At 73.7% G+C, this 25,054-nt stretch carries 21 protein-coding genes and 1 pseudogene; 17 read left to right on the forward strand and 5 right to left on the reverse strand.

The genetic code is table 11. The features are described from left to right. Positions 1-24: 24 nt before the first annotated feature. Positions 25-693: a Tat pathway signal sequence domain protein gene (locus tag ACFY0X_RS02250; RefSeq protein ID WP_387747847.1), complete on the reverse strand. Its 669-nt coding sequence runs from the start codon at positions 691-693 to the stop codon at positions 25-27. Positions 694-1,330: 637 nt separating this feature from the next. Between ACFY0X_RS02250 and ACFY0X_RS02255 the strand changes: the two genes are divergently transcribed. The 4 genes from ACFY0X_RS02255 (at position 1,331) to ACFY0X_RS02270 (ending at position 5,014) form a co-directional block, all read left to right on the forward strand. Then, positions 1,331-2,059 (forward strand): TetR/AcrR family transcriptional regulator, encoded by a 729-nt coding sequence (locus ACFY0X_RS02255; protein WP_387747849.1) that lies wholly within the window; start codon positions 1,331-1,333, stop codon positions 2,057-2,059. Positions 2,060-2,244: 185 nt separating this feature from the next. Beyond that, positions 2,245-2,901 carry a DUF6230 family protein gene (locus ACFY0X_RS02260; protein WP_387747851.1) on the forward strand — a complete coding sequence of 219 codons (657 nt, stop codon included), beginning with the start codon at positions 2,245-2,247 and terminating at the stop codon, positions 2,899-2,901. Between the two features lie 104 nt (positions 2,902-3,005). Continuing rightward, positions 3,006-3,434, forward strand: a complete 429-nt coding sequence (locus ACFY0X_RS02265) for a DUF6114 domain-containing protein (protein WP_387748069.1) — start codon at positions 3,006-3,008, stop codon at positions 3,432-3,434. Positions 3,435-3,745: 311 nt separating this feature from the next. Next, a complete protein-coding gene (locus ACFY0X_RS02270) occupies positions 3,746-5,014 on the forward strand; it encodes a globin domain-containing protein (RefSeq protein WP_387747853.1) in 1,269 nt (422 codons plus the stop codon). A 19-nt stretch (positions 5,015-5,033) separates the two neighbouring features. On the opposite strand, the gene ACFY0X_RS02275 is transcribed toward ACFY0X_RS02270, so the two are convergent. Further along, positions 5,034-6,437, reverse strand: a complete 1,404-nt coding sequence (locus tag ACFY0X_RS02275; RefSeq protein ID WP_387747855.1) for a selenium-binding protein SBP56-related protein — start codon at positions 6,435-6,437, stop codon at positions 5,034-5,036. A 476-nt stretch (positions 6,438-6,913) separates the two neighbouring features. Here ACFY0X_RS02275 and ACFY0X_RS02280 point away from each other — a divergent pair, with 476 nt between their 5' ends. The 3 genes from ACFY0X_RS02280 to ACFY0X_RS02290 all read left to right on the forward strand — a co-directional run bounded on the left by ACFY0X_RS02280 (position 6,914) and on the right by ACFY0X_RS02290 (position 9,479). Continuing rightward, a complete protein-coding gene (locus ACFY0X_RS02280; RefSeq protein WP_387747857.1) occupies positions 6,914-7,900 on the forward strand; it encodes an alpha/beta hydrolase in 987 nt (328 codons plus the stop codon). Positions 7,901-8,016: 116 nt separating this feature from the next. After that, positions 8,017-8,811, forward strand: a complete 795-nt coding sequence (locus ACFY0X_RS02285; protein WP_387748071.1) for a spermidine synthase — start codon at positions 8,017-8,019, stop codon at positions 8,809-8,811. A gap of 119 nt (positions 8,812-8,930) precedes the next feature. Then, positions 8,931-9,479: a hypothetical protein gene (locus tag ACFY0X_RS02290; RefSeq protein ID WP_387747859.1), complete on the forward strand. Its 549-nt coding sequence runs from the start codon at positions 8,931-8,933 to the stop codon at positions 9,477-9,479. 214 nt (positions 9,480-9,693) lie between these two features. Here ACFY0X_RS02290 and ACFY0X_RS02295 read toward each other — a convergent pair. Both ACFY0X_RS02295 and ACFY0X_RS02300 read right to left on the reverse strand, forming a co-directional pair. Continuing rightward, positions 9,694-9,945 (reverse strand): annotated as a pseudogene (locus ACFY0X_RS02295) (hypothetical protein); the annotation flags it as partial. 494 nt (positions 9,946-10,439) lie between these two features. After that, on the reverse strand, positions 10,440-10,931 hold the full coding sequence (locus ACFY0X_RS02300) for a VOC family protein (RefSeq protein WP_387747861.1): 492 nt from the start codon (positions 10,929-10,931) through the stop codon (positions 10,440-10,442). 1,030 nt (positions 10,932-11,961) lie between these two features. Between ACFY0X_RS02300 and ACFY0X_RS02305 the strand changes: the two genes are divergently transcribed. From ACFY0X_RS02305 to ACFY0X_RS02345, 9 genes are all read left to right on the forward strand, one after another. Continuing rightward, complete coding sequence (locus tag ACFY0X_RS02305; protein ID WP_387747863.1) at positions 11,962-12,459, forward strand: GNAT family N-acetyltransferase; 498 nt, start codon at positions 11,962-11,964, stop codon at positions 12,457-12,459. Positions 12,460-13,164: 705 nt separating this feature from the next. After that, positions 13,165-13,416, forward strand: coding sequence for a hypothetical protein (locus ACFY0X_RS02310; protein WP_387747865.1), 252 nt, complete (start codon positions 13,165-13,167; stop codon positions 13,414-13,416). 649 nt (positions 13,417-14,065) lie between these two features. Further along, complete coding sequence (locus ACFY0X_RS02315; protein WP_387747867.1) at positions 14,066-14,413, forward strand: PRC-barrel domain containing protein; 348 nt, start codon at positions 14,066-14,068, stop codon at positions 14,411-14,413. A gap of 234 nt (positions 14,414-14,647) precedes the next feature. Beyond that, positions 14,648-15,061, forward strand: a complete 414-nt coding sequence (locus ACFY0X_RS02320; RefSeq protein ID WP_387747869.1) for an ATP-binding protein — start codon at positions 14,648-14,650, stop codon at positions 15,059-15,061. A 163-nt stretch (positions 15,062-15,224) separates the two neighbouring features. Continuing rightward, the gene (tkt, locus tag ACFY0X_RS02325; protein WP_387747871.1) at positions 15,225-17,372 is read left to right on the forward strand and encodes a transketolase; all 2,148 of its coding nucleotides are present in this window, start codon (positions 15,225-15,227) and stop codon (positions 17,370-17,372) included. Between the two features lie 527 nt (positions 17,373-17,899). Next, positions 17,900-18,715 carry a class I SAM-dependent methyltransferase gene (locus ACFY0X_RS02330; protein WP_387747873.1) on the forward strand — a complete coding sequence of 272 codons (816 nt, stop codon included), beginning with the start codon at positions 17,900-17,902 and terminating at the stop codon, positions 18,713-18,715. Between the two features lie 201 nt (positions 18,716-18,916). Further along, on the forward strand, positions 18,917-19,576 hold the full coding sequence (locus tag ACFY0X_RS02335) for a DedA family protein (RefSeq protein WP_387747875.1): 660 nt from the start codon (positions 18,917-18,919) through the stop codon (positions 19,574-19,576). Positions 19,577-19,784: 208 nt separating this feature from the next. Continuing rightward, entirely contained in the window at positions 19,785-20,456 is a 672-nt protein-coding gene (locus tag ACFY0X_RS02340; protein WP_387747877.1) for an O-methyltransferase, read from the forward strand. A 93-nt stretch (positions 20,457-20,549) separates the two neighbouring features. Next, the gene (locus ACFY0X_RS02345) at positions 20,550-21,449 is read left to right on the forward strand and encodes a Gfo/Idh/MocA family protein (RefSeq protein ID WP_387747879.1); all 900 of its coding nucleotides are present in this window, start codon (positions 20,550-20,552) and stop codon (positions 21,447-21,449) included. Positions 21,450-21,589: 140 nt separating this feature from the next. On the opposite strand, the gene ACFY0X_RS02350 is transcribed toward ACFY0X_RS02345, so the two are convergent. Continuing rightward, positions 21,590-22,699 carry a hypothetical protein gene (locus tag ACFY0X_RS02350; RefSeq protein WP_387747881.1) on the reverse strand — a complete coding sequence of 370 codons (1,110 nt, stop codon included), beginning with the start codon at positions 22,697-22,699 and terminating at the stop codon, positions 21,590-21,592. A gap of 254 nt (positions 22,700-22,953) precedes the next feature. Between ACFY0X_RS02350 and ACFY0X_RS02355 the strand changes: the two genes are divergently transcribed. Then, positions 22,954-25,017, forward strand: a complete 2,064-nt coding sequence (locus ACFY0X_RS02355) for a transglycosylase domain-containing protein (RefSeq protein ID WP_387747883.1) — start codon at positions 22,954-22,956, stop codon at positions 25,015-25,017. Positions 25,018-25,054 lie beyond the last annotated feature (37 nt).

The following is a 25,054-nucleotide window of genomic DNA, read 5'->3' on the forward strand; positions in this document are numbered from 1 at the left end:
GGGGCCCTCAGCCGCGTCCCGGCGTCAGTTGACGAAGAGGACCGGGCTGCCGGCGACGGAGCTGTCGACGACCGGGCCGTAGGTGGCGCTGAAGTAGCCCGTCGAGAAGCACAGGCTCGGGCCGGAGGCCAGGGTGAACGCCTGGCCGGCGAACCCGATGGTGTTGCCGGTGTTGGAGGTGGTGCCGTTGATCCCGGTGGTGTTCTGGTAGTTGCAGCTGATGCTGCCCAGGATGGTGTTGAGCACCACGGTGGTGCCCATCACGCCGGCCGCGCCGGGGGTGAGCTTGACCGGGTTGCCGGGGGCGTCGCTGACCGTGTTGGTGAACGGCAGGTTGGTGACCGTGACGCTCTTGACGCCGGTGACACCGACGACGTTGGAGGTGCAGGACCCGAAGGTCTGGGTGTCGAGCCGCTCGACGGCGCTGCCCGGCGCGGCCGGGTTGGAGGTGACGGTCGCCGAGAAGGAGGAGGCGGCGCACTTGACGCCGGTCGTCCCGGTGGCGCTGTTGTAGAAGGTCGCGGAGGTGCCGGAGACCAGGTTGGCGGTCAGCACGTCACCGACGGCGACGGCCGGGCCGGTCGGACTGCCGGTGGTCAGGACCGCGCCGGCGGCCTGGGCGGGGGAGACGGCCGCGCCGGTGAGGGCGAGCGCGGCGAGGGCGGTGGTGGCGAGGGTGCGGCGGATGCGCATGAGGGTACCTCTCTCCGTCCGGAGGACGGGTGGGGGAATCCCGGCGTGCGGGTGTGGTGGTGAGCACGGCGGGGGAGGTGCATGGCGTGCCGGAGGCTTGGTACCGGTGGCCTCGTGCCGAAGGCTCCGTCGAGCCGGTTCGTCCCGCGGGAGGTGTCCCGCAGGCTGCGTCGCGCGGGCTTCGGACGGTGCCGAGGGAGGGCGGGCCCGGCGCCACGGGCCCGTCCGTGCGGTACGGCGGTGCGGACGTACGCGAGGGTGGGCGTACGGAGGTGCGGGTGGTGCTGCGGTGCGGGTGGTGCGGTGGTGGTGCGGCGGTACCGGCGTGCGGTGGTGCGGTGGTGGTACCGGCCGCAGTGGTGCTGCCGTGCGGCCCTGCGTACGGACGGCGGCGTGGACCACCAGCGGCACCGCGCCGTTCGGTCGGGGACGTGCGGTGCCGTGGGGGCACGTCGACGGCTGCCACCGTCGCGGTCCCGCCTCCGCCGTGGTCCCGACGGCCCGGGCGTTCGCCTCGGGCCGACCGGGGCCCCCGGAGGTTCGACCGGTGGGGGCCTGCTCGCCCACCGGTTGGAAACCTGTCAGTGTTGTAAACCCGGTGTTACGTCAATGTCAATACAGGACACAGGAGTTGGTGATGGATCGGAAACACCTCCGCGGAGCCGACGTGGTCCTGCTGCCGGGCGCCCGGACCGGCCGGGACCCGGCCCGCTCGATCAAGCCCGGCCCGCGCCGACTGCCCGCCGGCGTCATCGCCGCCACCCAGCGCGACCGGCTGCTGGACGGTCTGGTGCGGACCGTCGCCGAGCGCGGCTACCAGCACGCCACGGTCAGCGACATCTGCCGGGCGGCCGGCGTGACCAGGCCGGTCTTCTACGAGCTGTTCAGCGGCAAGGAGGACGCCTTCCTGGCCGCGCACCGGCACGGCACCGGTGTGGTGATCCGGCGGATGGCGGAGGCCTTCACGGCCGAATCCGACTGGTGCCGGGGCATCCGGAAGGCCCTCGGCGTGATGCTCCAACTGCTCGCCGGGACACCGGCGTTCGCCACCATGGCGGTGATCGAGGTCGAGGCCGTCGGTCCGGCCGGCCGGCATGAGCGGGCCCAACTGCTCACCAGATTCCGGGGGTTCTTCGCCGAGGTGCCCCAACTGCCGGGCAGCGTCGAGGCGAAGGAGATGGTGGACGCCGTGGTGGGCGGCGTCTACAGCGCGATCTACCGGCGGATCGACTCCGGCCGGACGGAACAACTGATGGAACTGCTACCGGTGTTGAGCATGTTCTGCCTGTCGCCGTTCCTCGGTCCGGCGGAGGCGGCCGAGCGGCTGGGGGTGCGGGACTGGCCGAAGCGGGTCGCGGACTGGTGAAGTTCCTCCGTGCACCCGTATTGACCCGGCCAATACCGGGCAGTAGCTTCCCAGTTACTCACCGAGCGCCGACCGGGCCCGCCCCGCTGCCAAGGGGCGGACGGCCCGGTCGGGCCGGGTAACGCTGTCCGCGCCAGGACAACGTGCCAGTGCCTGCACACCCATTCCATCCACAGGGAGCACACATGGCCATGTCCGAGGACGCCGCCACGGCGGCCGAGACCCCGCAGACGCCGAGCGCGCCGAGAAGAGGCCGGGTTCGGATGAAGCGCACCGCCCTGATGGCCGTGCCGGCCGTCGCGGCCGGGGGCGTCCTGATGGCGCTCACCGCGCAGGGCGTGCTCGCCGCCCAGTTCTCCATCTCCGGCATGCCGTTCACCATCACCGCCGACAAGCTGGACGGCGAGGGCTTCGCGCAGTTCGGCGCGCTGGACTCGATGATCCCCGACAGCCCCAACGCCGGGTCCACCGGCGGCCAGGTGCTGGTCGCGGTGTCGGCGATCAAGAAGGCCGAGATCACCAACCTCTGCCAGAGCGTCGACCTCGGCGGCATCAACCTGGTGATCCACGCGGGCGACGGCGGCACCCCGGTCACCGCCTCCGACCTCACCACCGACTCCGACCTGCTCTCCGGCAACGCGGAGTTCAGGAACATCGAGATCGGCGGCGACGCCAGCACGTACACCAAGGCCGGACCGATCGGCAAGGGCAACCCCGGCGTGTTCGGCCAGCAGGCCGACCACGTCACGCTGACCAACCTGAACCAGCACAACTACGCGAGCACCGCCGTCGGGTTCAAGCTGCCCAACCTGCGGCTGAGCTTCAGCTCCACGGGCTGCTGACCATGACGGAGTCCGAACCGGAGCCGGCCCGCACCGGCGGGGACACCGCGGCACGGGCCCAGGGGGTGGCCGCCGAGGGGACGGCGGCCGCGCCCGCCCAGGCCGTGACGGCCCCCGCCGCCGAGCCCGCCGCACGCCCGGCCAAGCGCGACTGGCGGGGCAAGCGACCGTTCTGGGGCGGGCTGCTGGTGACGCTCGGCGGCGCCGAGATCCTGTTCACCCTGAAGGCCCCGCTGCCCGTCATCCTGCACATCGGGATGCAGGGGCTGGCGGGGTACCTGGTGCCGGCGGTGATGGTGCTGTGCGGCCTGCTGATCCTGTTCAACCCGGCGCAGCGGCTGTTCTACTCCATCCTCGCCCTGCTGGCCTCGCTGGGCAGCTGGATCACCTCCAACCTGGGCGGCTTCGTGATCGGGATGCTGCTCGGGGTGGTCGGCGCCTGCCTCACCTTCGGATGGCTGCCCGACCAGCCGCTGCGCCAGGGCCGGCAGCGGCGGCTGGACCGCCGGGAGGCGCGCCGGGCGGGCGCCTGACGGGCCTGACGGGTCTCCACGGCCTGTCGGGGCCGGCGCCTGGCGGGCCGCAGCCGGACGGCCAGGGGCTCGTGACGGCGGCGCCCCGGGGTCCTGGTGGTGGGAGAGCACCAGGGCGCGGGGCGCCGGGGCACCGGGGCGCGGGGGCACCCTCCGGTCGTGCCCGCCCGTTCCGGGCGGTCCCAGCCGCGGTTCCGGCCGCGGTCCCGGCCGCCGTCAACCCTCCCGGTCCGTCGGCACCGACGCAAGGGGTCGATGGTCCCGGGTCCGCCCGGGGCGATCGGCCCTTCTCGCGTTCGGCGGGCGGGCAGTTGACTGAACAGGACATGGACAACAGCAGCAGCACGAACACTGGCACCGCCACTGCCACCGCCGAGTACGACCGCCTGATCGCCCGCCATCACGCGATGCGCCTGCGACGCCGACTCCTGGCCCCGTCCTCCTCGGGCGGCGGCGACCTCGGGTACGGCGCCCACGGCGGGGACAGCGGCTACGACGGCGCCGCCGACCAGTACCTGATCCGGCGCGACCTCGACCTGATCTCCCCGCTCGCGGACCTGATCGACCACCTCTACGCGGTGATGTTCGACCACCGCCCGTACCTGCGGCCGCTCTTCCCCGACTCCATGGAGTTCCAGCAGCTCCACCTCGAACGGATCTTCCACCACCTGATCGACCACCTCGACCGGCCGGCCGAACTGGAGCGGACGCTGCGCCAACTCGGCCGCGACCACCGGAAACTGGGCGTCCGGCCGGTGCACTACGAGGCGTTCGAGGAGGCCCTGTGCGCGGCCGTCCGGCACCGGGCCGGCGAGCGCTGGAGCGAGGAACTGGAGGGCGCCTGGGTGCGGATGCTGCGCTTCGCCGTCGGTGCGATGGTCGCCGGCGCCGACTCCGCGCTCACCGAACCCCCGTACTGGCACGCCGTGGTCACCGGCCACGAGCGCCGCCGCCCCGACCTCGCCGTGCTGCGGGTGCGCACCGGCGAACCGTACCCGTACCGGGCCGGGCAGTACGGCACCGTCGAGCACCCGGCGCTGCCGCACACCTGGCGGCAGTACTCGATGGGCTGCGCCCCGCGCGCCGACAACGAGGTGGAGTTCCACGTCCGCCGCACCGGGCCCGGCGGGGTCAGTGCCGCCCTGGTCGAGCACACCGCCGTCGGCGACCGGCTGCGCCTCGGCCCGCCGCGCGGCAGCCTGCTGCCCGACGACGACGTCCGGGACCTGCTGCTGGTCGCGGGAGGCACCGGCCTCGCCCCGATGAAGGCGATCGTCGAGCAGCAGGCCGCCCACCGGCCGACCGGCCGCCTGGTCCACCTGTTCGTCGGCGCCCGGGACCGCGCGGACCTCTACGACTGGCAGTCCCTGGCCGAACTCGGCCTGCACAAGCCGTGGTTGACCGTCACCCCGGTCACCGTCGGCGAACTCGCCGACACCGTCGCGGCGGCCGGCGACTGGCGCGAGCACCTGGCCTGCGTCACCGGGCCGGCCGGCATGGTCGGGTCCGTCCGCACCCGGCTGGCGGCGGCCGGGCTGCCGCCGGCGCGGGTACGGTTCGACCAGGCGCTGTTCCGGTGACGCCGGCGGTGCGGACGGCTCAGCGGTAGCAGTAGGAGTCGGAGGAGGCGTCGCCGCCCGCCAGGTGGGTCTGGTGGACGCGCAGGCCCCGGAAGTCGGCGCCGTGCGGGAAGAAGCGTTCGTCGACGCTCAGCCCGCCGGCCTCCGGGTCCGCGTCCAGCTTGACCATCCACGGCTCGATGCCGTCCGGGTAGAACTGGTCGTCCCAGGCGCCGTACAGCGAGTTGGTGAGGTAGAGCCGTCGGCCGTCCCGGCTGATCTCCACCATCTGCGGCGCCCCGCTCAGCGGACGGCCCGGCTCGGCCGGGTGCGGGGTGCGGGCGGTGATCCCGCCGAGCCGGACCGAACCGGCCAACCGGGGGTGGAACGGGTCCGACACGTCGTACTGGAACAACTCGCCGGTGCCCCAGGCGGACACGTACAGCCAGCGGTCGTCCACCGACAGGTTGATGTCGGTCACCAGCGGCGGCACCGCGCCGAACGGCCGCAGCGCCGGCGGCAGGTCCTCGGCCTTCGCCGGCTCGGCGGGGATCTCGATCACCTTGCGCGCGGTGAAGGCCGGCCCCTCCCGGTACCAGAGCCAGACCGAGGAGGAGAGGTCCTCCACGTTGGTGACCACCCCGGCGAAGCCCCACTCCGCCTGCGGGTCGTGCGCCGGGCGCAGCTCCAGCACCATCTGGTACTGGTCGCCGAGGTCCACCCGCTGGAGGTGGCGGCCGGAGTCCAACTCCCAGAAGTGCAGCGCGTGGCCGTACCTGCGCCCCAGCAGGAGGTCCGGCACCACGCCGTCCTCGACCATCCACGGGGTGCCCCACTCGCTGGTGACGGCCACGTTGGTGCCCAGGTGCCACCAGACGTCGTAGGCGAAGTGCTGCGGCCCGCGCTCGGTCTCCCAGGCGCGCAGCACCTCGAAGGTGGTGTGGTCGAGCAGCGCCACCCCGCCCGGGCCGTCGTCGCCCTCGCCGCTGCCGAGGCAGGACAGGAAGACGCCGTCGGGGCCGCAGTGCAGGGTGTGCGGGCGCGAGTAGCCCGCCCGGGCGGCCAGTTCCCCGGCCTCGACCGTCTTGACCAGGCGCGGGCGGACCGGGTCGGGACGGGTGTCCAGCACGTACAGCCGGGAGGAGCGCAGCCCGGGCAGCAGCAGGTAGCGCCGCTCCGGGTTCTCGTGGCAGGCGTGGGCGAGGGCACTGGAGCAGGCGTTCCAGCCGAAGTGGTGCAACTCGTCGCCGAGCGTGGGAAGTTCGGCGAAGTTCAGGACCTTCCCGTAGCTCGCGGAATCCGGATCGGTGTCGACGCTCAGCAGCGCGTCCGGCCGCCGCCCCGACCGGTCGAAGCCGGCCACGTACGCCAGCTTCTCCGGCGGAGCGGCGATCGCCTCGGCGGCCGACCGGTAGAGCGACGGATCGATGTGCCCGTGCCGCATGCAGACTCCCCAACTCGCCTTGTCCGTCCGGGAAGCGTTCCACACGACCACCGGCGCACAGCAGGCGCACGAGGGGCGGACGGCTACCCTGGCGGCGTGCACGACGGCATTCGGGGCGGCAACGTCCACGCCCCGGTCGTCCAGGTGCACACGGCGCAGCCGGCCTCCCCGCCCGGCCCCCGAGCAGGTCCGCCTTCCGCCGGCCCCGTCCGCCCGCCGCCGCCTCCTGGTCACCTCCCGGGAGACCCTCCCCCCGCGGCGCCCGGCCGTCCTCGTTCCTCCGTCCGAATGGTCGCCCTGTTCACCCCCGGCGAGGTGGAATCCCGGCCCCGTCCGCGGCGCCGGGGAGCGGACCGACGCGTGACACCCCCGGCCGCCGAGCGCTCCGCGGCTACCGGCCGGTATGGTCAGGGGCGGAAACGGGTGGTCGCCTGCCGATCCGGGCAGGCGGAGCAGAGGACGGGTGCGGCGAGCTGATGGATTTCCGTGAAGACATCCTGGGTGCCCCCTACGAGGCGGCCGAGCTGACGCTGCGGCCGGACGGCGAGGGGCCGGTGTGCGCGACGCTCGTCCGCCGGCTGGTGCCCGGGTCGGAGCGGGCCGTGCTGTACATCCACGGCTACAACGACTACTTCTTCCAGACCAACCTCGCGGACCACTACACCGCGCTCGGGTTCTCCTTCTACGCCCTCGACCTGCGCAAGTACGGCCGCTCGCTGCGCCCGCACCAGTCGCCGAACTTCGTCCGCCACCTCGCCGAGTACGACGAGGAGATCGACGAGGCGGTCCGGATCATCCGCGAGGTGGACGGCCACCGGCAGCTGCTGCTGAACGGGCACTCCACCGGCGGCCTCGTCGCCGCACTGTGGGCCGGCCGGCGGTCCGGGCGCGGGGTGGTGGACGGGCTGTTCCTCAACTCGCCGTTCCTGTCGATGCCGACCGGGCCGGCCGTCCGCGCGCTCGGCGGGCCGCCCCTGACGGCGCTCGGGCGGATGGCGCCGACCCGCGTCCTGCCGTCCGCGCTCAACCCGCACTACACCCACAGCCTGCACAAGGACCACCGGGGCGAGTGGGACTTCGACCTCACCCTCAAGCGCCCCGAGAGCTTCCCGCTGTTCGCGGGGTGGCTGTCGGCGATCCACCAGGGCCACCGGCGGCTGCGGCACGGGCTGGGGATCGACGTGCCGGTGCTGCTGATGGCCTCGACCCGGTCCATCTCCACCACCAAGTGGCACAACGCGCTGCACCACGCCGACGCCGTGCTGCGCGCCGACGACATCGCCGCGCAGGGCCCCCGGCTGGGCCGGCACGTCACCATCGTGCGGATCGAGGGCGGCATGCACGACCTGGTGCTCTCCGGCGAGGCGGCCCGCACCGAGGTGTTCGCCGAGCTGGACCACTGGCTCGCGGCCTACCTGGACGTCGAGCCCGTGGCCGGGCGGGCCGTCGGAGAGCACGCGTGACCTCCGAGCAGCACGAGCCCGACTCGCGCGACTCCGACGACTCGTACCACTCGTTCGACTCGCACGACGATCCGTTGCCGGTCGGGCGGCAGACCGACCTGGGCTTCGCCAAGCTGATGCCCGACCTCGACCGCGACGGCGGCTGGCTGCTCACCCTCGACGGCACCCCGCAGTCGTACGTCGACCTCGCCGACCCCACCCACCTGGAGTTCGAGTACACCCGGCGCCTCGGCCACCTCGCGGACGCGCTGGCCCCCGCCGGACGGCCGCTGGACGCGCTGCACCTCGGCGGCGGCGCCCTCACCCTGCCCCGCTACCTGGCCGCCACCCGGCCCGGCTCGCGGCAGCGGGTGGTGGAGGTCGACGGACCGCTGCTGGAACTGGTCACCGAGCGACTGCCCTGGCAGGGCCCCGGCGCGGACATCACCGCGACCGTCGGCGACGCCCGAGCGGCCCTCGCCGAGGTGCCGGCCGGCTCCCAGGACCTGGTGATCGCCGACGTCTTCCACGGCTCGCGCACCCCCGCCCACCTCACCTCGGTGGAGTTCCTGCGGCTGGCGGCGGCCGCGCTGCGCCCCGGCGGCTGCTACGCGGCGAACCTGGCGGACGGCCCGCCGCTGGCCTTCGCCAAGGCCCAGGCGGCGACGGTACGGGCGGTGTTCCCGTACGTCTGCCTGGTGGCGGAGGCGCCGGTGCTGCGCGGCCGCCGGTACGGCAACATCCTGCTGGCCGGTTCGACGGCGCCGCTGCCGGTCGCCGAGCTGACCCGGCTGCTCGCGGGCGACATCTTCCCGGCCCGGCTCACCGAGGGGGAGGACCTGGCGGCCCTGGTCGGCCGGATCGCCCCGGTCACCGACGCCGAGGCCACCGACTCCCCGCCCCCGCCGGACGGCGCCTTCAGCATCGGCTGAGGCTCCGGGGCCCCGAGGCCCCGGGGCCCACCGTCCCCCCGTCCCGGGCCCGGAAATCCGTTGGGCCTCCCCGGTCCCCGCCGATAGCGTGCGGGGACGAACCCGGAGGAGGCGAGACGATGCGGCCGCTGCTGCTGGTGGACGTCGACGGACCACTGAACCCGCACGCGGCGAAGCCGTATCGGCGGCCCGAGGGGTACGAGACCCACCGCCTGATGACGCCGCGCTGGGCGGCGGCCGAGCGCCGCCGGCTCACCGCGTGGGGCCTTCCCCACAAACCCCCGAAGCCGCTGCGGGTCTGGCTCAACCCGGCCCACGGGCCGGCCCTCGCCGCGCTGCCCTTCGACCTGGTCTGGGCGACGACCTGGGAAGAGGAGGCCAACACCTTCATCGCGCCCCTCCTGCGGCTGCCCGCCCTGCCGTACCTCGCCTGGCCCGAACCCCGGCCCGAGCCGGACGGCGGAGTGTTCTGGAAGACCCCGGAGATCGTCGCCTGGGCGCAGGGCCGCCCGTTCGCCTGGGTCGACGACCTGATCACGGACGCCGACCGCACCTGGGTCGCCGCCCACCACGACGGCCCGGCCCTCCTCCACCACGTCGACCCGAAGACCGGCCTGACGACGAAGGACTTCGCCCGGCTGACGGACTGGTCGAACGGGCTCGGCTGAGCGGAAGGGCCGGGCCGCTCCCCGCCTTTGTCACAACATCCCGGGGACCGCTACGCGGCGTGGAAGAGCCTCGTGGCGTCCTGGATCTCCGAGACGGCCCACGGGTCCGTTCCTGGACGAGGAACAGCTCGACTGGGCGGACGACCTGCTCGCGGTCGACGACGAGACCGCCGGGGCCGTCCGGGCCCTCGTCGGGCCGGACCGTGCCGACGTGCCAGTCCCGGATGCCGGCCGAGCGGACGTCGAGGGTGCCTCCGGACCGCTCGGCGATGATCAGCGCGGCGATCGGGGATCGGCAGTGGTTGCCCTTGCAGATCACCAGGACCTTGCGGCGTGCCGGGCTCACGCGGGGTCCACCCTTTCGATCTCGAAGGTGAGCACGCCGAGGGCTTCCTTGTGGGGCGGGAAGATGGCATGGATCGCTTCGAGGTGGGCTCTGGTGTCCGCCCTCCGATCTCCACTCCATGGGCGGGCAACTGCCGGACGACGGCCTCGGCTTGGTGGCGGTAGGGGTGGCGGGAGTGGAAGTGGCCGTTCTCCCGGATCTCGTACATGTCCGATGCGAAGTCGCAGTCGTTGAGAACCACGTCGAGCCGACGGTCGCAGCCGCTGCCGGTGACGCTCCAGCGGTCGGCACCCGCCGCGGACCACGTGAGGTCGATGTCCGCGCCGGTGCGGGCCAGGTGGGCGCGCTCGCGTTCGGCCTGCTCGTCGGCTGTGCGCCGGCGCTCGGCCGCCGGTTCAGCCTGGGGTGTCGATCGGCCTGCTCGCGCAATCGCAGGAACGAGGCCCGGCTCTCGGCGGTTTGGCGCTCCAGCTCCAGGGGGGTGGTGCTGCCAGATGGTGAGCATGACGCGGCCGTCCAGGGTGGCCGCGACGTCGCCGGCCGGCCTGGTGGAGGAACCCGGCGGCGATGACCAGCTCGACCACGCGGCAGCGCGCCCGGCGGCCCTTGGTCCCTTAGCTGGCGAAGCCGCCCTGGGGGCGGATGATCTCCAGGTTGGTGCCGTCCGGGTCGTTGAAGTAGGCGACCCGGGTGCCGAGGGCCGCGTTCGGGGTGACCTCGCCCTCGATGAAGGTGTAGTCCTCGCCGAGGAATTCGTAGCCGGCCTCCTTCATCCGCCGGTACACGGCGTCGAAGTCGTCGACCCGCAGGCACAGGTGCATCGAGCCGGGCCGGTTGGCCACCCCGTTGGTCCGCTCGCCGACCGGCTCCTGGAACTGGATGAGGTCGATGCCGAGGCTGTTGTCCAGGTTGATCGTGGCGTACCGCAGCTTCGCGACGGGCAGCCCCTGCGACCGGCCGAACGGCGCGCTGTGCATGGTCCCCTCCGCGACGGGCTCCCGTCCGGTGAGGGCCGTGTAGAACGCGATCGACGCGTCCAGGTCGGAGACCGAGATGCCGACATGGGCGGCCCGGGTGAGGTTCATCGGGGTGGTGGAAACGGCCATGGCCATCCCTCTCGTTCACGCCCCGCGGCCCGGTGGTCGGGGCAGCGGGGGGCGGGGGTACTGGAGGACCGGTCCGCTCCTATTCTCCCGGCGTCCGCCGATGGCGCACCTCGGACGACTGCGGTGCCGGAGCCGGGGGCGCGGCGGCGCTTGGACTCTGGACAGGGCGTAGACGGGCTTCGGCGGGGACGAGGCGGCAGCCACCCTGGTGGACGAGTTCCAGGGCATCGACACCGCCTGGCCGCGATGGAGCGCACCGCCAGCGCCCTCGGCGCGGTCCTGCCGATGACCCCCTACCGCCCCGGCCTGGACGTCGCCACCATCCCCACGGCCGGCATCGCCCACCCCGTCCCCAGAGCAGCGCCGCCGTGGACCAGACCCTCATGGACCACGAGGACCGCGTCCGGGCCCTGGAACGCTGGCGCTACGGCATCGTCGCCTCCGGACTCGCCCGGAGGCACCGCACTGATCGACGCGGTCGTACGCCTGAAGGGCTGAGCACCGAGGCGCGGCCGCGACGCCATCGCCGCCCGCTGGGGAAAACCTCGTGTGGGACGCGGCGTCCGTGTCGCGTACGTCGCGTGAAATCTGTCGCACGTGGTAACTCACTTGTTATTTCCGCGAGTTAAAACGATGGGTGACCGCGTTCCCGCCGGGGCACAATGAGGACATGTGGAGCAAGTTCCGAGTGCCACGCACGCTCTTGCTCGTCCTGTTCACGGTGATCGCCACGGTCCTCGTTCTCCACTTGCCCGGACCTCCTGGTCATGGTCGATCGGATCATCCGCGTCACCATGATGGGCCTGTCTACCAGCCCCCGCCGCTCCCGCAGCCCGCTCCGCCTCCGCCCCCACCCTGGCCGGGGTGGCCGGGGCCGCCGCCGTGGCAGGTGTACCGGTAGTCATCGGGCGTCGGAAGCCGATTCCGCCCGGCGTGGTGGCGTCCGAGTCGAGGACATGCGGGCGCGGCTCTGTGCGCCGGGGCGGCGGTGCGGTCGGTCATGTCAGTGGCGGGGCGTACTGTCCGCGCCATGAACACTCTTCACCTCGCACCATGGTCCGAAAAGGGTCTGCAGATCCTGCACCGCCAGAACACTCCCGAGATGACCGAGCACCTCGGCGGACCGGAGACCGAGCAGGCGATCGCCGATCGTCATGCGCGCTACCTGCGCCTTGACGGCGGCGAGATGCTGATCGTCCACCTCGGTGAGGTGGCGATCGGTTCGGTCGGGTACTGGGAGCGGGAGTGGAACGGCGAGGACGTGTACGAGACCGGGTACGGGATCCTTCCGGAGTTCGGCGGTAACGGATACGCGGTCGAGGCCCTGCGGTTGGCTGCGGACCGGGCGGCGGCGCGTGGCGACCGGCGCTACCTGCACGCGTTTCCCCACGTGGAACACGCGGCGTCGAACGCGGTGTGCCGCAAGGCCGGGTTCGACCTGGTCGGCACGACCTCCTTCGAATACCCCAAGGGCACCTGGTCGGAGTCCAACGACTGGCGGCTCGACCTGACTGCCAGGGGAGTCTGACCGCACCGCTCGGACAGGTGCGTGAAGGGCGGTCCGGGCCGCTGACGGAGGCGGTCGAGCCGGTCTGTGCTGCATGGGCGTCGGCAACTTCTGGTCCGACTTCGAGGGCTGACGTCCACTCGGCGCGGCCCGCCGCTCCGGTGCTCGCGGGAAGCCGCCGGGCTCCGCGACACGGGGGCGCCGGCGGATGACCGCTCCAGGGCGGGGGCCGGTCCTGACCTCGGGTTGCGGGTGATCGGCGGGGCCATTCGGGGTTGGACGGGGGCCGTCTGCAGCCACGAGGGCGACGTCCCTCGGCGTCCCTCCGGCGGGGCGTGGGCCTGCGGGTTTGCCGCCCCGCCCGCCGGGCACGCGCCCGGGCACCGGAGCGACGAACGCCGAGAAGGGAGGCCCCGCGACGGCTACCGGCGAAACCGGGTTCAGCGACGTGGCGTACACCCGATCCCCGTGCAGTACCACGCTCTGAAGGCCGGCCACGACTACGGCCAGTACGTGTGGGACGCGGGCGACGGCGGCGAGGAGGACGGCCCCGCGGTGAGCGGCGGCGCCGCGTCATGAGCCCCGGCCCCGGCTCGCCGTGGGCGGGGCCGGGGCGGGTCGAAGCGGTGGGCGGCGGGGGTCTCGTACTCGGGGCCGGGTCGGCCTGCCGGGCCCGGGACGCCCTCGTTGGTCGTCCGGGCCGTTGTGCGAAAGGAGGCGGGCACCGTGAAGCCTGCAGATGTGACGTTCAAGGCGTTCGGCCTGGTACCGGGGCCGTGGAGCGGTGTGGCGGCCGGGTGGGCCCTTCGACGGCTGCGGCGCCGTCGCGGCGACCCTGCGCAGGGCCGGCACGTTCCCGGCCGCAAGCGCGTCTGGCGCCGCCGTCTGGCCGTGGCCGCCGTCCCGGCGGCGGCGTTCGCGTTGGTGAGGGCGGTGGTGCGCGTCAGCTCGACAGGGGCGCCCCGGGAGCCCGGGTAGGGGCGCAGGAGGGAGTGGTCGGCGGCCCTCGGGCGCCCCGTCCGGTGCGGGCGCGCTGCACCGCCGGCTCGACTCCGAGCCCCCGCGGAAGGAAGCCGGAGCGGCTCCGACGGGCTCGGATCCGATACCCCAGTGACGGCCCGCGGCCCGACCGGCCCGGCGGCCCGTCGGGCGGGATCGGTCCGGGTCAGTCCGGCGGCTCGGGGGCGTGGGGCTCGCCCGGTCCCGGTGGGGCCGGTTCGGGGTTCGGTGGGGCCGGGGTACGCGGGTGCGGTTCCGGGGGCGGTACGGGGGCGCCGGGTGGCGGCGGTGGGTCCGGTACCAGCGGGGGGCGGGAGGGGCCGCCGGGGTCGGGAGGGGGTGCGGCCTCGAGGGGCCGGGTCTGCTCGGTCACGGCGGGTTGCTCCCTTCGTCGTCGGGCCGGGCCCTGGATGCGCCGGCCGCTCTCCGCGTCCGTCTGCCCCTGATCTGCGGATTCATGCGTCAGCGGCCCGTGCGCGCGGGCGCCCGGCGCGAGCGGATGCCGGGCGCCCGCAACGGGCCCCGTCTCTGGGAGAAAGTGCGGATTACGGGGGAATGTTCCGCCGGGACGGGGGAAACCGGCAGCCACACCAGGAAGACGGTAACTCCGTCCGACGAGGAGGCAGTTGTGACCAGTGGACTGTGGGATTACGGCAACGCCGAGGGTTACGCCCCGGGCACCGACCTGACGGGTTACCGGGTCGAGGCCGAGGACGGTCACATCGGCAAGGTGGACCGGCACACCGAGGAGGTGGACTCCGCGCACATCGTCGTCGACACCGGCCCGTGGATCTTCGGCCGTGAAGTGCTGCTGCCCGCCGGCACCATCCGGCGCGTGGACACCGTCGAGCGGACGGTGTGGGTGAACCGGACGAAGGACGAGGTGAAGAACTCGCCCGAGTTCCACAAGGACCGGCACACCGCGGACCCGGACTACCACCGGGCGATCGGCGGGTACTACGGCGGGGCTCTCTGACCGCCCCTCACCGGCGCGCCCCGCAGGGCCCCGACCACCAGGTCGGGGCCCTGCGGCGCTTCCGGCCGAGTGGCGGGAACGCCGGTGCGCCTGACCGGTCGCCGGTCTCCGGCCGTCGGCCGACGGCCGACGGACCGTGAGGTGCGTCGGCATGCGGTGACCGGATGCGGGCAGGCGCTGGACGCACGCATCCGGAGGTTCTCGAAGGCATCCGAAGGTTGGAGGGAGGTCTGCATGGCCAGGATCCACGGAGTGGGGTGGGCCCGACGCCTTCCGCTCGGCGCGGGAGTACGGGCCGGCCGGGAGTGGGCGCGGACGCATCTGGAGGCCCTGGGCTGGAACCGGGACGCGCCGGCGGTCGCGGACGCGGTGGTGCTGGCCGTGTCCGAACTGACCACCAACGCCCACGTCCACGCCGGCAGTGACGCGGAGCTGGTGCTGACGTGGGACGGGCGCTGTCTGCACCTGAGCGTCCACGACCACAGCCCCCGGCTCCCCCGTCCGCGATCGGCCGCCCCCGACGCCGTCGGCGGGCGGGGCCTGAAGCTGGTCGAGGCGCTCGCCGACCACTGGCACACCCGCCGGCAGAAGAACGGCAAGACGGTCACCGCCTGTTTCCACCCGCCGGGCGTGGGGCCGTCCCACTGAGCGCCGGCGGGCCAGGTGAGCGCCGGCCGTCCCGGGAGGGTGAATCCCGGACCGGTTCGGGCCATGCGGGTCCGGACACCGGGTAGACGCTGGGGGCCGCGCGGCGGCCCCGAGCCGTTCCCGGCGACCTCACCGACCCGACCGGCCCTCTGGGAGGACACCCGTGACACCCCCCGACAAGCACCCCGCGAGCCGCCACCAGTCGCTGGCCGACCCCGTCGCCGCGCAGTCGGGCTGGGACGCCGTGGACGTCCGGGCCGTGGACACCGCCCGGCTGCTCGCGGCCGACGCCGTGCAGCGCACCGGCAACGGCCACCCCGGGACGGCGATGAGCCTGGCGCCGCTGGCCCACCTGCTGTTCCAGAACGTCCTGCGCCACGACCCCGCCGACGACCAGTGGCTGGGACGGGACCGGTTCGTGCTGTCCTGCGGCCACACCAGCCTCACCCTCTACATCCAGCTCTACCTCACCGGCTACGGCCTGGAGCTCGACGACCTGAAGGCCCTCCGGACCTGGGGCTCCGCCACGCCGGGCCACCCCGAGTACCGGCACACCCGAGGGGTGGAGATCACCACCGGTCCGCTCGGCCAGGGCCTGGGCTCGGCCGTCGGGATCGCGATGGCGGCCCGCCGTGAACGCGGCCTGCTGGACCCGGACGCCCCGGCCGGCGAGAGCCCCTTCGACCACCACGTCTACGTCCTGGCCTCGGACGGCGACCTGATGGAGGGCGTCACCGCGGAGGCGAGTTCGCTCGCCGGCCACCAGCAGCTGGGCAACCTGATCATGGTCTACGACCAGAACCACATCTCGATCGAGGACGACACCGACGTCTCGTTCAGCGAGGACGTCGCCGCCCGCTACCGCGCGTACGGCTGGCACGTGCAGACCGTCGACTGGACCCGCACCGGCCGCTACGTGGAGGACGTCGACGCCGTCCTCGAAGCGCTCCGGGCCGCCCGCGCGGAGACCACCCGGCCCTCGCTGCTGGTCCTGCGGACGGTCATCGGGTGGCCGGCCCCCAACCTCCGGAACTCCGGCAAGGCCCACGGCTCCGCGCTCGGCGACGAGGAAGTCGCCGCCACCAAGGAACTCCTCGGCTTCGACCCCGCAGCCAGCTTCACGGTCGAGGACGAGGTCCTCGCCCGGACCCGCGAGGCACGGGTGCGCGGCCGCGAGCTCCACGAGGCGTGGACCCCGCGCTACGAGCGCTGGCGCGCCGAGCACCCCGAGCGTGCCGCGTTGCTGGACCGGCTGACGGAGCGCCGGCTGCCGGACGGCTGGGCGGACCGCCTTCCGGACTTCCCCGCGGACCCGAAGGGGCTGGCCACCCGCGCCGCCTCGGGCCGGGTGCTGACCGCGCTCGCCCCGGCGCTGCCCGAACTGTGGGGCGGTTCCGCCGACCTCGCGGGCAGCAACAACACCACGATGGAGGGCGAGCCCTCGTTCCTCCCCGAAGGCGTGGAGACCGCGCAGTGGAAGGGCGGCCCGTACGGCCGCACCCTGCACTTCGGGATCCGGGAGCACGCCATGGGGGCGATCCTGAACGGGATCGCCCTGCAGAGCCTGACCCGCCCCTACGGCGGCACCTTCCTGACCTTCAGCGACTACATGCGGCCGGCGGTGCGGCTGGCCGCGCTGATGAAGCTCCCGACGATCTACGTCTGGACCCACGACTCGATCGGCCTCGGCGAGGACGGCCCCACCCACCAGCCGGTGGAGCACCTCGCGGCGCTGCGCGCGATCCCCGGCCTCGACGTGGTGCGCCCCTGCGACGCCAACGAGACGGCCGCCTGCTGGCGGGCGGTGCTGGAGCAGCACGACCGGCCGACCGGCCTCGTCCTCACCCGGCAGAAGGTGCCCGTCCTGGACCGCGGCGCGGCCGGGTACGCGCCGGCGGACGGCGCCGCCCGCGGCGGCTACGTGCTGCGGGACCCGGCGGACGGCGCCGCGCCGCAGGTGCTGCTCCTCGCCACCGGCTCGGAGGTCCACCTCGCGTCGGCGGCCCAGGACCTGCTGGCCGACGAGGGCGTGGCGAGCCGGGTGGTGTCGCTGCCGTGCCTGGAGTGGTTCGCCGCCCAGCCCCGGGAGTACCGCGACGAGGTCCTCCCGCCCGCCGTGACGGCGCGGGTGAGCGTGGAGGCGGGCGTGGCACTCGGCTGGCGCGAGCTGGTCGGGCAGCACGGCAGGATCGTCAGCCTCGAGCACTTCGGCGCCTCCGCCGACTACGAGCGGCTGTACCGGGAGTTCGGCCTCACCGCCGAGGCCGTGGCCGCGGCCGCCCGGGAGAGCCTCGCCGCAGCGGCGGGCTGACCCGCGGGCCGGCGCGGGCCGACCTTCACGGTCGTCGAGGGTGCGGACCGCCGAGTCGGTCGGGCCCGTTAGCGGTCCAACTCCGGGTAGTGGCCACGCTGGCAGGGGACAGCTGGGAGATGGCGAGCTCCGCCGCGCCCCGGCAGATCACGCAGACGCGGCTCCGGTGGCAGGCGGGGCAGTTGATTCGCCCGCCGGTCGGGTCGGGCAGCCGGCCGCGTCCCTCGCAGCCATGGCACCAGCCCAGGCCGTCGTACTCGTAGCACAGCACGTACCCGGGTGTGACGGTCTCGGCGGGGCGGACCGGCTGCGGCCGCTGGAACTCCTGCGGATCGTGCAGGGCCATCGCCGGTGTCCGGCCCCTGTGCGACCAAGGGCGACGGCGTGCGCTGTGCGGTGTGCGCCCCTGTCGGGGTGGATGCGCCCCCTTGGGGTGGTCGGCGCGTCGGCGGGAGGGGAGGGGCGGGCGGGGTGTGAGAATCGGCGGGTTCATGCCCATGACGGGACCACGTCCGAAGGAGTGCGCGATGAGTGGCGGCGGGGTGCGGCCGGAGCTGGGGCAGGTGCCGGAGACGGCGCTGTGGACGCTGTGGCACCGGGCGCTGGAGGCGCGGCGGGCGGACACCGTGCTGCCGGACCCGAAGGCGGTCGAGCTGGTGGACCGGATCGACTACCCGTTCGCGGGGCGGTTCGGCCGGAACGCGTTGGTGAGCCAGCTCCAGGCGCTGCGGGCGGCCTGCTTCGACCGCGAGGTGGCCGACTTCCTGATCCGCTGCCCGCGCGGCACCGTGGTCGGGCTCGGCGACGGGCTGGAGACCCAGGCCTGGCGGGTGGACAACGGACGGGCGGACTGGCTGTCGGTGGACCTGCCGGAGACCGCCGCGCTGCGGCGGCGGCTGCTGCCGCCGGACGAGCGGCACCGGATCGTCGCCCACTCGGTCACCGACCCGGGCTGGATGGACGAGGTGGACCCGGCGAACGGCGTGCTGCTGAGCGCCGAGGGGCTGCTGATGTACCTGCGGCCGCAGGAGGTCCGCGACCTGATCGCGGCCTGCGCCGAGCGCTTCCCCGGCGGGGCCATGGTGCTGGACGCGGTGCCGCGCTGGTTCAGTCGGCGGGCCGTCGAGGGCAAGCTGCGGGACCGGCACTACCAGGCCCCGCCGATGCCGTTCGGGATGGACGCGGACGAGCGCGGCCGGCTGGCCACCGCGCACCCCGGGGTCACCGACCTGCGGGAGGTGTACCCGGAGGGCGGACGCTGGCCCGTGAGCGCCCTGCTGCCGCTCGCGCGCCGGATCAAGCAGCGCCCGTCCGTGGTCGCACTGCGTTTTGCCGAATCTTGAAGAAACGCCGGCCGACCTGGAACCATGGCCTCGGGGCGTACGTCGTAACCACGGGTGATCGGCCGGGGGGACAGGCCGCCCGGCACGTTAGGCTCGCTCTGGGGGAGCGGCCTGGGTGCCGCCATCGGACGAAATGCCGGGACGGGCACGCTGCTCCAGGGGGAGCGCTGCCGGTCCCGTCCTGCCACGGAGGGACTGGCCTTGCACATCGACGCCTGGATCGAGGGGATTCCGCCCACGGCGGTGTACGCCGTGGTCGGTCTGATCATCGGCCTGGAATCGCTGGGCATTCCCCTGCCCGGCGAGATCGCCCTGGTCACGGCGTCCCTCATGGCCGTCAAGGGTGTGGTGAGCCCGTGGGGCGTCGCGATCTGTGCGATCGCCGGCGCGATCATCGGCGACTCGATCGGCTACTCGATCGGACGCAAGGGGGGCAAGCCGCTCTTCGAGAAGCTGGGACGCAAGTTCCCCAAGCACTTCGGGCCCTCGCACCTGGCCACCGCCGAGCGCTCGTTCCAGAAGTGGGGCATGTGGGCGGTCTTCTTCGGCCGGTTCATCGCCCTGCTGCGCATCTTCGCCGGTCCGCTGGCGGGCGCGCTGAAGATGCCGTACTGGAAGTTCCTGATCGCCAACGTGCTGGGCGGCATCGTCTGGGCCGGCGGTACCACGCTGCTGATCTACAAGGTCGGCAAGAGCATCGAGCCCTGGCTGTCCCGGTTCTCCTGGGCGGGCCTGGGGGCGGCGCTGGTGATCGGCCTGCTCTCGGCCTGGATCATGAAGCGCCGTGCCGCCAAGACCCACGCCAGGATCGAGGCCGAGGAGGTGGCGGAGGCGGCCAAGGCCGGCGCCGCCGCCGAGTAGCGGGTCTGCTACCCGGCCTGGCAAACCGGCCGGGTAGCCGGTCGAGGACCGGTCGCTCGTCCGACCGTTCGTCCGGTCGGTCGGTCCTCGGCCGGTCGTCCGGTCGGTCGGTCCTCGGCCGGTCGTCCACAACCGTCGTCGTGGTGCCCTCGGGCCCTCGGAGTAGCATCGGCCGGGTACCTGCCGATCTTGCACTCCGGAGGGCCCGATGTCTTTGCAGCCGACCTGGGACGCCGTGGACGCGTACTTCACCGAGCAGCTGGTCGGGCCCGACGCGGTGCTGGAGCGGGCCACGGCCGCCGCCGACGCGGCCGGGCTGCCGAAGATCGCGGTGGCGCCCAACCAGGGCAAGCTGCTCCAGCTGCTGGCACTGACCCAGGGCGCGAAGCGGATCCTGGAGGTCGGCACGCTCGGCGGCTACAGCGCGATCTGGCTGGCCCGGGCGCTGCCCGCGGACGGCACCCTGCTGACCCTGGAGCTGAACCCCCACCACGCCGAGGTCGCCCGGGACAACCTGGCGGCCGCCGGGCTGGCCGGGGTCGCCGAGGTACGGGCGGGCCGGGCGGCCGACTCGCTGGCCGCGCTGGTGGAACAGGGCGTGGAGCCCTTCGACCTGGTCTTCATCGACGCCGACAAGCCGAGCAACCCGGAGTACTTCCGGCGGGCGCTCCAGCTGACCCGGCCCGGCTCGCTGATCATCGTCGACAACGTGGTGCGCGGCGGCGCGGTCGCCGACCCGGCCAGCACCGACCCGGCGGTGCTCGGCACCCGCGCGCTGCACGAGCTGATCGCGGCCGAGCCGACGGTCACCGCTACCTCGGTGCAGACGGTCGGCAGCAAGGGCTACGACGGCTTCACCCTGGCCCGCGTCCTGGGCTGAAGCCTCGCCGGGGGACCCTCATGGGGGATGCCCGCCAGGAACAGGCGGACACGCGAACACGCGGATACTCGAACACCGGAGAACGGAGACATCGTGCGGATCGGACTGCTGGGAACCGGCCCCTGGGCGGAGCGGGTGCACGCGCCCGTCCTGGCCGAGCACCCCGGGCTGGAGTTCACCGGCGTCTGGGGCCGCCGACCGGAGGCGGCCGAGGCGCTGGGCGCCGGGTACGGCGTGCCGGGGTACGCGGACCTCGACCGGCTGCTGGCCGACGTGGACGCGGTCTCCATCGCGCTGCCCCCGACCGTGCAGGCGGGCCTCGCGGTGCGCGCCGCCGAGGCCGGCTGCCACCTGCTGCTGGACAAGCCGGTCGCGCTGACCGTGCCGGACGCCGAGGCCGTGGCCGTGGCGGTGCGCGAGCACAAGGTCGCCTCGGTGGTCTTCTTCACCGTGCGCTTCGGCGGCGAGCAGATCCCGTGGATCGAGCGGCAGGCGGAGCTCGGCGGCTGGTTCACCGGCCGCTCGGACTGGCTCGGCTCGGTGTTCGCCCCCGGCAGCACCAGCCCGTACGCGGCCTCGCCGTGGCGGGAGGAGAAGGGCGCGCTGTGGGACGTCGGCCCGCACGCGCTGTCCGTGCTGCTGCCGGTGCTGGGCGACGCCACCCGGGTGACGGCGGCGGCCGGCCCGCTGGACACCGTGCACCTGGTGGTGCGGCACGCCGGCGGCGCCTCCAGCACGCTCGCGCTCAGCCTGACCGCGCCGCTCGCCGCGGGCGGGACGGGCATGGAGCTGCGCGGCGAGCACGGCGTGGTGCAGCTGCCCGCGCGGGGCGAGGGCCCGGTCGCGGCGCTGCACCGGGCGCTGGACGCCCTGCAGGCCTCGGCGGCCTCCGGCGAGCCGCACCCCTGCGGGGCCGACTTCGGCCTGCGGGTGGTGGAGATTCTGGCCGCCGCCGAGCGTTCGCTGGCGAGCGGTGCCACGGTGGACGTCTGAGCTTCTGAGCGCCTGAGCGATCGAGTGATCGAGCGAACGGCTGGGCGGTTGGACGGCTGACCGACTGGACGGCTGAGCGCTTGAGACGGCGGGGCCCGGTGCGGAGGAGATCCGCACCGGGCCCCGCCGCGTCCCGCCCCTCAGGACGGCGGCAGCTGCGGCGGAGCCGAGGAAGGCCGGCGGTCCGGGGGCCGGGCCGGGGGGATGACCGGGGCGTGGAAGTCGCGCGGGCCGGTCCACAGCGCGGGGACGGCGTCGCTGCGGCGGGCCAGCTCGTACGCCAGTGCCTCGTAGTTGACCCGCCAGCCGTGGAAGTGCGCCCAGGCGTCCTCGACCGGGCGCTCGCGCGGGAAGCCGGCCGCGGTGATCATCGCGACCGCGCCCAGGTACTCGGCGTAGGTCAGCCGGATCGGGAGGTCCGGGTCCGGGTCCGGGTCGAAGCCGATCCGCAGCGAGCGGGCGATGTCGCGCATCGCGGTGAAGCCGGCCCGGAGCACCAGCCGGGCCTCGGGCGGGGCCGAGCGCGGGCAGAGCGCCAGGTGCAGGGCGGCGGCGTCCATCACGGCGATCAGCCCGACCACCCAGCTGCGGTTGGGCTGCGGGGAGCGGAAGGAGAGCAGCACCGGGTAGTTGGAGTGGCTCTCGCCGATGTCGGCGGCCAGCCGCTCCCAGTCCCGGTAGAGCTGGGGCAGGGCGGTCTCGGTGTCCACCAGGGACTGGCGGGCCAGCAGCTCGGGGCCCCAGGCGGGCTCGCCGGCCCGGGACTGGAGCAGTGTCACCTCGGTCTCGCGGCGCTGGTAGGCGGCGTAGAGGGTCGGCAGGTAGGAGATCTGCAGGGCGATCACCAGCGGACCGCTGGCGGCGGCCAGGAAGTCGATCGCGGAGAGGTGCAGCCGCTCGCCGCTGGCGAAGCCGAGGGTGAACAGGCTGGACCCGGCCTCGCGCACGGCCACCGACCAGCTGAGTTCGGAGGTGCCGTGCAGCAGCAGGGTGTAGGCGGTCAGCATGCAGCCGAGCCACACCCCGAGCATGCCGAGCAGGACCAGCGGCGCCAGCCAGGTGAGCGCCCGGTCCTGTGCGTGGTACCCGCGGGCCGGTACGGCGGACAGCCGCAGCAGGGTGCGCAGCACCCGCCAGAGCCGCATCACCAGCGCCGAGTAGAGCCCGCGCGGAACGACCAGCGTGCGCAGGATGCTGCCGACGACCAGTAGGAGCAGCAGCGCGCCGAGCGCGGTCTGGATCATCCTCATGGCGCCATTCTGGCGGTAGCCCGGGGGTGCGGCGGACCGGCTTCCGCACGGCCGCCCGCTCCGCCGCCGGGTGCCCGCCCCGCCGCTGGCCAGCCCCGTCCCAGAGCGCCCGCCCGCCACGCGCCCCACCCGTCACCCGTGTCAGGGGCTCGGAGTATGACCATGATCACACCGCGGCCAGGCCTACGTACTGATGTTCTCATCGCGTCTTGAGTGCGGAGGATCAGTCCCACGAGCGAATCGGAGACCGGACTGTGCGTGCTCAGCAGGACGACGGGCCCGAGGACGAGAAGCCCGGACGCCGCCGGTGGCGCTTACCGCGGCGACGCGGGCCGCTCCGGGAGGCGCGTCCGCCGAAGGGGCGGCGCCCCTCGCTGCGGATCGACTACCCGCGCCGCGGACGGCGCGGGATCCGCCGCTGGCTCCCGTCCTGGCGGCAGCTGCTGCTGGTGGCCGGGACCGGCACGGCGGCGCTGGTCGGCTGGCTGGTCTGGTTCTACGTGAACACCGCGGTCCCGGAGGACCTGAACTCCTTCGCCACCCAGCAGAACAACGTCTACTACTGGGCGGACGGCACCGAGATGGCGCGGATCGGCCCGACCAACCGGCAGGAGGTGCCGCTCGGCCAGGTGCCGGAGCACGTCCAGTGGGCGGTGCTCGCCGCCGAGAACGAGACCTTCTACACCGACCCGGGCATCTCCCTGACCGGCATCGGCCGCGCCGTCTCCCAGATGGTCATGGGCGGTGACACCCAGGGCGGTTCCACCATCACCCAGCAGTACGTCAAGAACATCTACCTGAACCAGCGCCAGGACATCTCCCGCAAACTCAGCGAGATCGTCATCGCGGTCAAGCTGGACGACCGGATGACCAAGCAGGACATCCTGGCCGGCTACCTCAACACCAGCTGGTTCGGGCGCGGCAGTTACGGCATCGAGCGCGCCGCGGCGGCCTACTACGGCAAGGACGTCTCCCAGCTCGACCCGAGCGAAGGCGCCCTGCTGGCAGCCGTGTTGAAGGGCGCCGGGCAGTACGACCCGGCGGTGGGCCCGCAGAACCACGAGCGGGCCGAGGAGCGCTGGTCCTGGATCCTGGACCGGATGGTGAAGGTCGGAAAGCTGTCCGCCGCCGATCGCGCCCGGTACACCGTCTTCCCCGAGCCCAGGCCGCAGCCGAAGTCGGCGGGGCTGAGCGGCCAGATCGGGTACCTGGTGGACATGGCCCGCGCGTACGTGGAGAGCCACAGCGACATCACCCCGGCCCAGTTCGACCTCGGCGGCCACCAGATCCGCACCACCTTCGAGAAGCCGAAGGTCGACGCCCTGGCCGCCGCCGTGCGGGAGGCCACCGCGGGGATCGACCCGGACAACCGGGAGGCCGACAGGTTCCTCAAGGTCGGCGCCGCCTCGGTGGCCCCGGACGGCAGGATCGTCGCGCTGCACGGCGGCCCCGACTACCTGAAACAGGGCTTCAACAACGCCAACACCACCACCGTGCCCATCGGTTCGGCCTTCACCCCGGTGGTGTACGCGGCCGGTCTCGGCGAGGGGGCGCAGCGCCGGCGGGACGGCGACCGCACCCCGGTGACCCCCGCCACCCCCTACAACGGCGACGACGGGGTGAACGTGATGACCCCGGAGGGGCCGTACTGGGGGAGGGACGGGAAGATCGTCAAGACCGTCAACGAGGGCAGGCGGAGCTGGGGCACGATCACCCTGCGGAACGCGGTCGAGCAGTCCGTCAACGGGCCGCTGATGCAGCTCGGCATGGACGTCGGCCTGGACCGGGTGCAGCGGACCGCCACCGAGCTCGGCCTGCTTCCCACCAGCCTGGGCGAACTCGTCCCGGCCCTCGGCGTCGGCAACTCCACCCCCAGCGCCGTCCGCACCGCCGACGCGTACGCCACCTTTGCGGCGGGCGGCCGGCACACCGACCCGTACTCGGTGCTCAAGGTCTCCCGCAATGGCGTCCAGCTGCCCCTGCGCCTGCCGGCCGCCGTCCAGGCGCTGGCCCCGGCGGTCGCGGCCGAGGTGGACGCGGCGCTCAAGGGCTCGGTCCGCGACGGCGCCGCCAAGGCCGCGGCGGACGCGGGCCCGAACCTCGCGGCCAAGCCGGGCACCACCGCGGACCGTACGGCGGGGTGGTTCGTCGGCTACGACGGGCAGTCGTCGACGGCGGTCACCGTGTTCCGCGCGGACCTGAAGGACATGAAGCTGCTCTCCCTGGAAGGCCTCGGCGGCGCCGCTCCGGACGCCTCCGACGCCGCCCTTCCGGCCCGCATCTGGTCCGCCTTCATGAAGTCGACGGCCGCCCGGTAACCCGCTGCGGGGCCCGTGGAGCGGCGGGCTCCGCGGT

Source organism: Kitasatospora sp. NPDC001547 (assembly GCF_042894165.1).
In the GTDB taxonomy this organism is placed as follows: domain Bacteria; phylum Actinomycetota; class Actinomycetes; order Streptomycetales; family Streptomycetaceae; genus Kitasatospora.

Bases quoted from the DNA above. Each gene is read 5' to 3' on its own strand.
- ACFY0X_RS02260 (WP_387747851.1), top strand. From the start codon at position 2,245: ATGGCCATGTCCGAGGACGCCGCCACGGCGGCCGAGACCCCGCAGACG.
- ACFY0X_RS02290 (WP_387747859.1), top strand. From the start codon at position 8,931: ATGCGGCCGCTGCTGCTGGTGGACGTCGACGGACCACTGAACCCGCAC.
- ACFY0X_RS02320 (WP_387747869.1), top strand. From the start codon at position 14,648: ATGGCCAGGATCCACGGAGTGGGGTGGGCCCGACGCCTTCCGCTCGGC.
- ACFY0X_RS02285 (WP_387748071.1), top strand. From the start codon at position 8,017: ATGCCCGACCTCGACCGCGACGGCGGCTGGCTGCTCACCCTCGACGGC.
- ACFY0X_RS02300 (WP_387747861.1), bottom strand. From the start codon at position 10,931: ATGGCCGTTTCCACCACCCCGATGAACCTCACCCGGGCCGCCCATGTC.
- ACFY0X_RS02350 (WP_387747881.1), bottom strand. From the start codon at position 22,699: ATGAGGATGATCCAGACCGCGCTCGGCGCGCTGCTGCTCCTACTGGTC.
- ACFY0X_RS02280 (WP_387747857.1), top strand. From the start codon at position 6,914: ATGGATTTCCGTGAAGACATCCTGGGTGCCCCCTACGAGGCGGCCGAG.
- ACFY0X_RS02250 (WP_387747847.1), bottom strand. From the start codon at position 693: ATGCGCATCCGCCGCACCCTCGCCACCACCGCCCTCGCCGCGCTCGCC.
- ACFY0X_RS02275 (WP_387747855.1), bottom strand. From the start codon at position 6,437: ATGCGGCACGGGCACATCGATCCGTCGCTCTACCGGTCGGCCGCCGAG.
- ACFY0X_RS02305 (WP_387747863.1), top strand. From the start codon at position 11,962: ATGAACACTCTTCACCTCGCACCATGGTCCGAAAAGGGTCTGCAGATC.
- ACFY0X_RS02340 (WP_387747877.1), top strand. From the start codon at position 19,785: ATGTCTTTGCAGCCGACCTGGGACGCCGTGGACGCGTACTTCACCGAG.
- ACFY0X_RS02255 (WP_387747849.1), top strand. From the start codon at position 1,331: ATGGATCGGAAACACCTCCGCGGAGCCGACGTGGTCCTGCTGCCGGGC.
- ACFY0X_RS02330 (WP_387747873.1), top strand. From the start codon at position 17,900: ATGAGTGGCGGCGGGGTGCGGCCGGAGCTGGGGCAGGTGCCGGAGACG.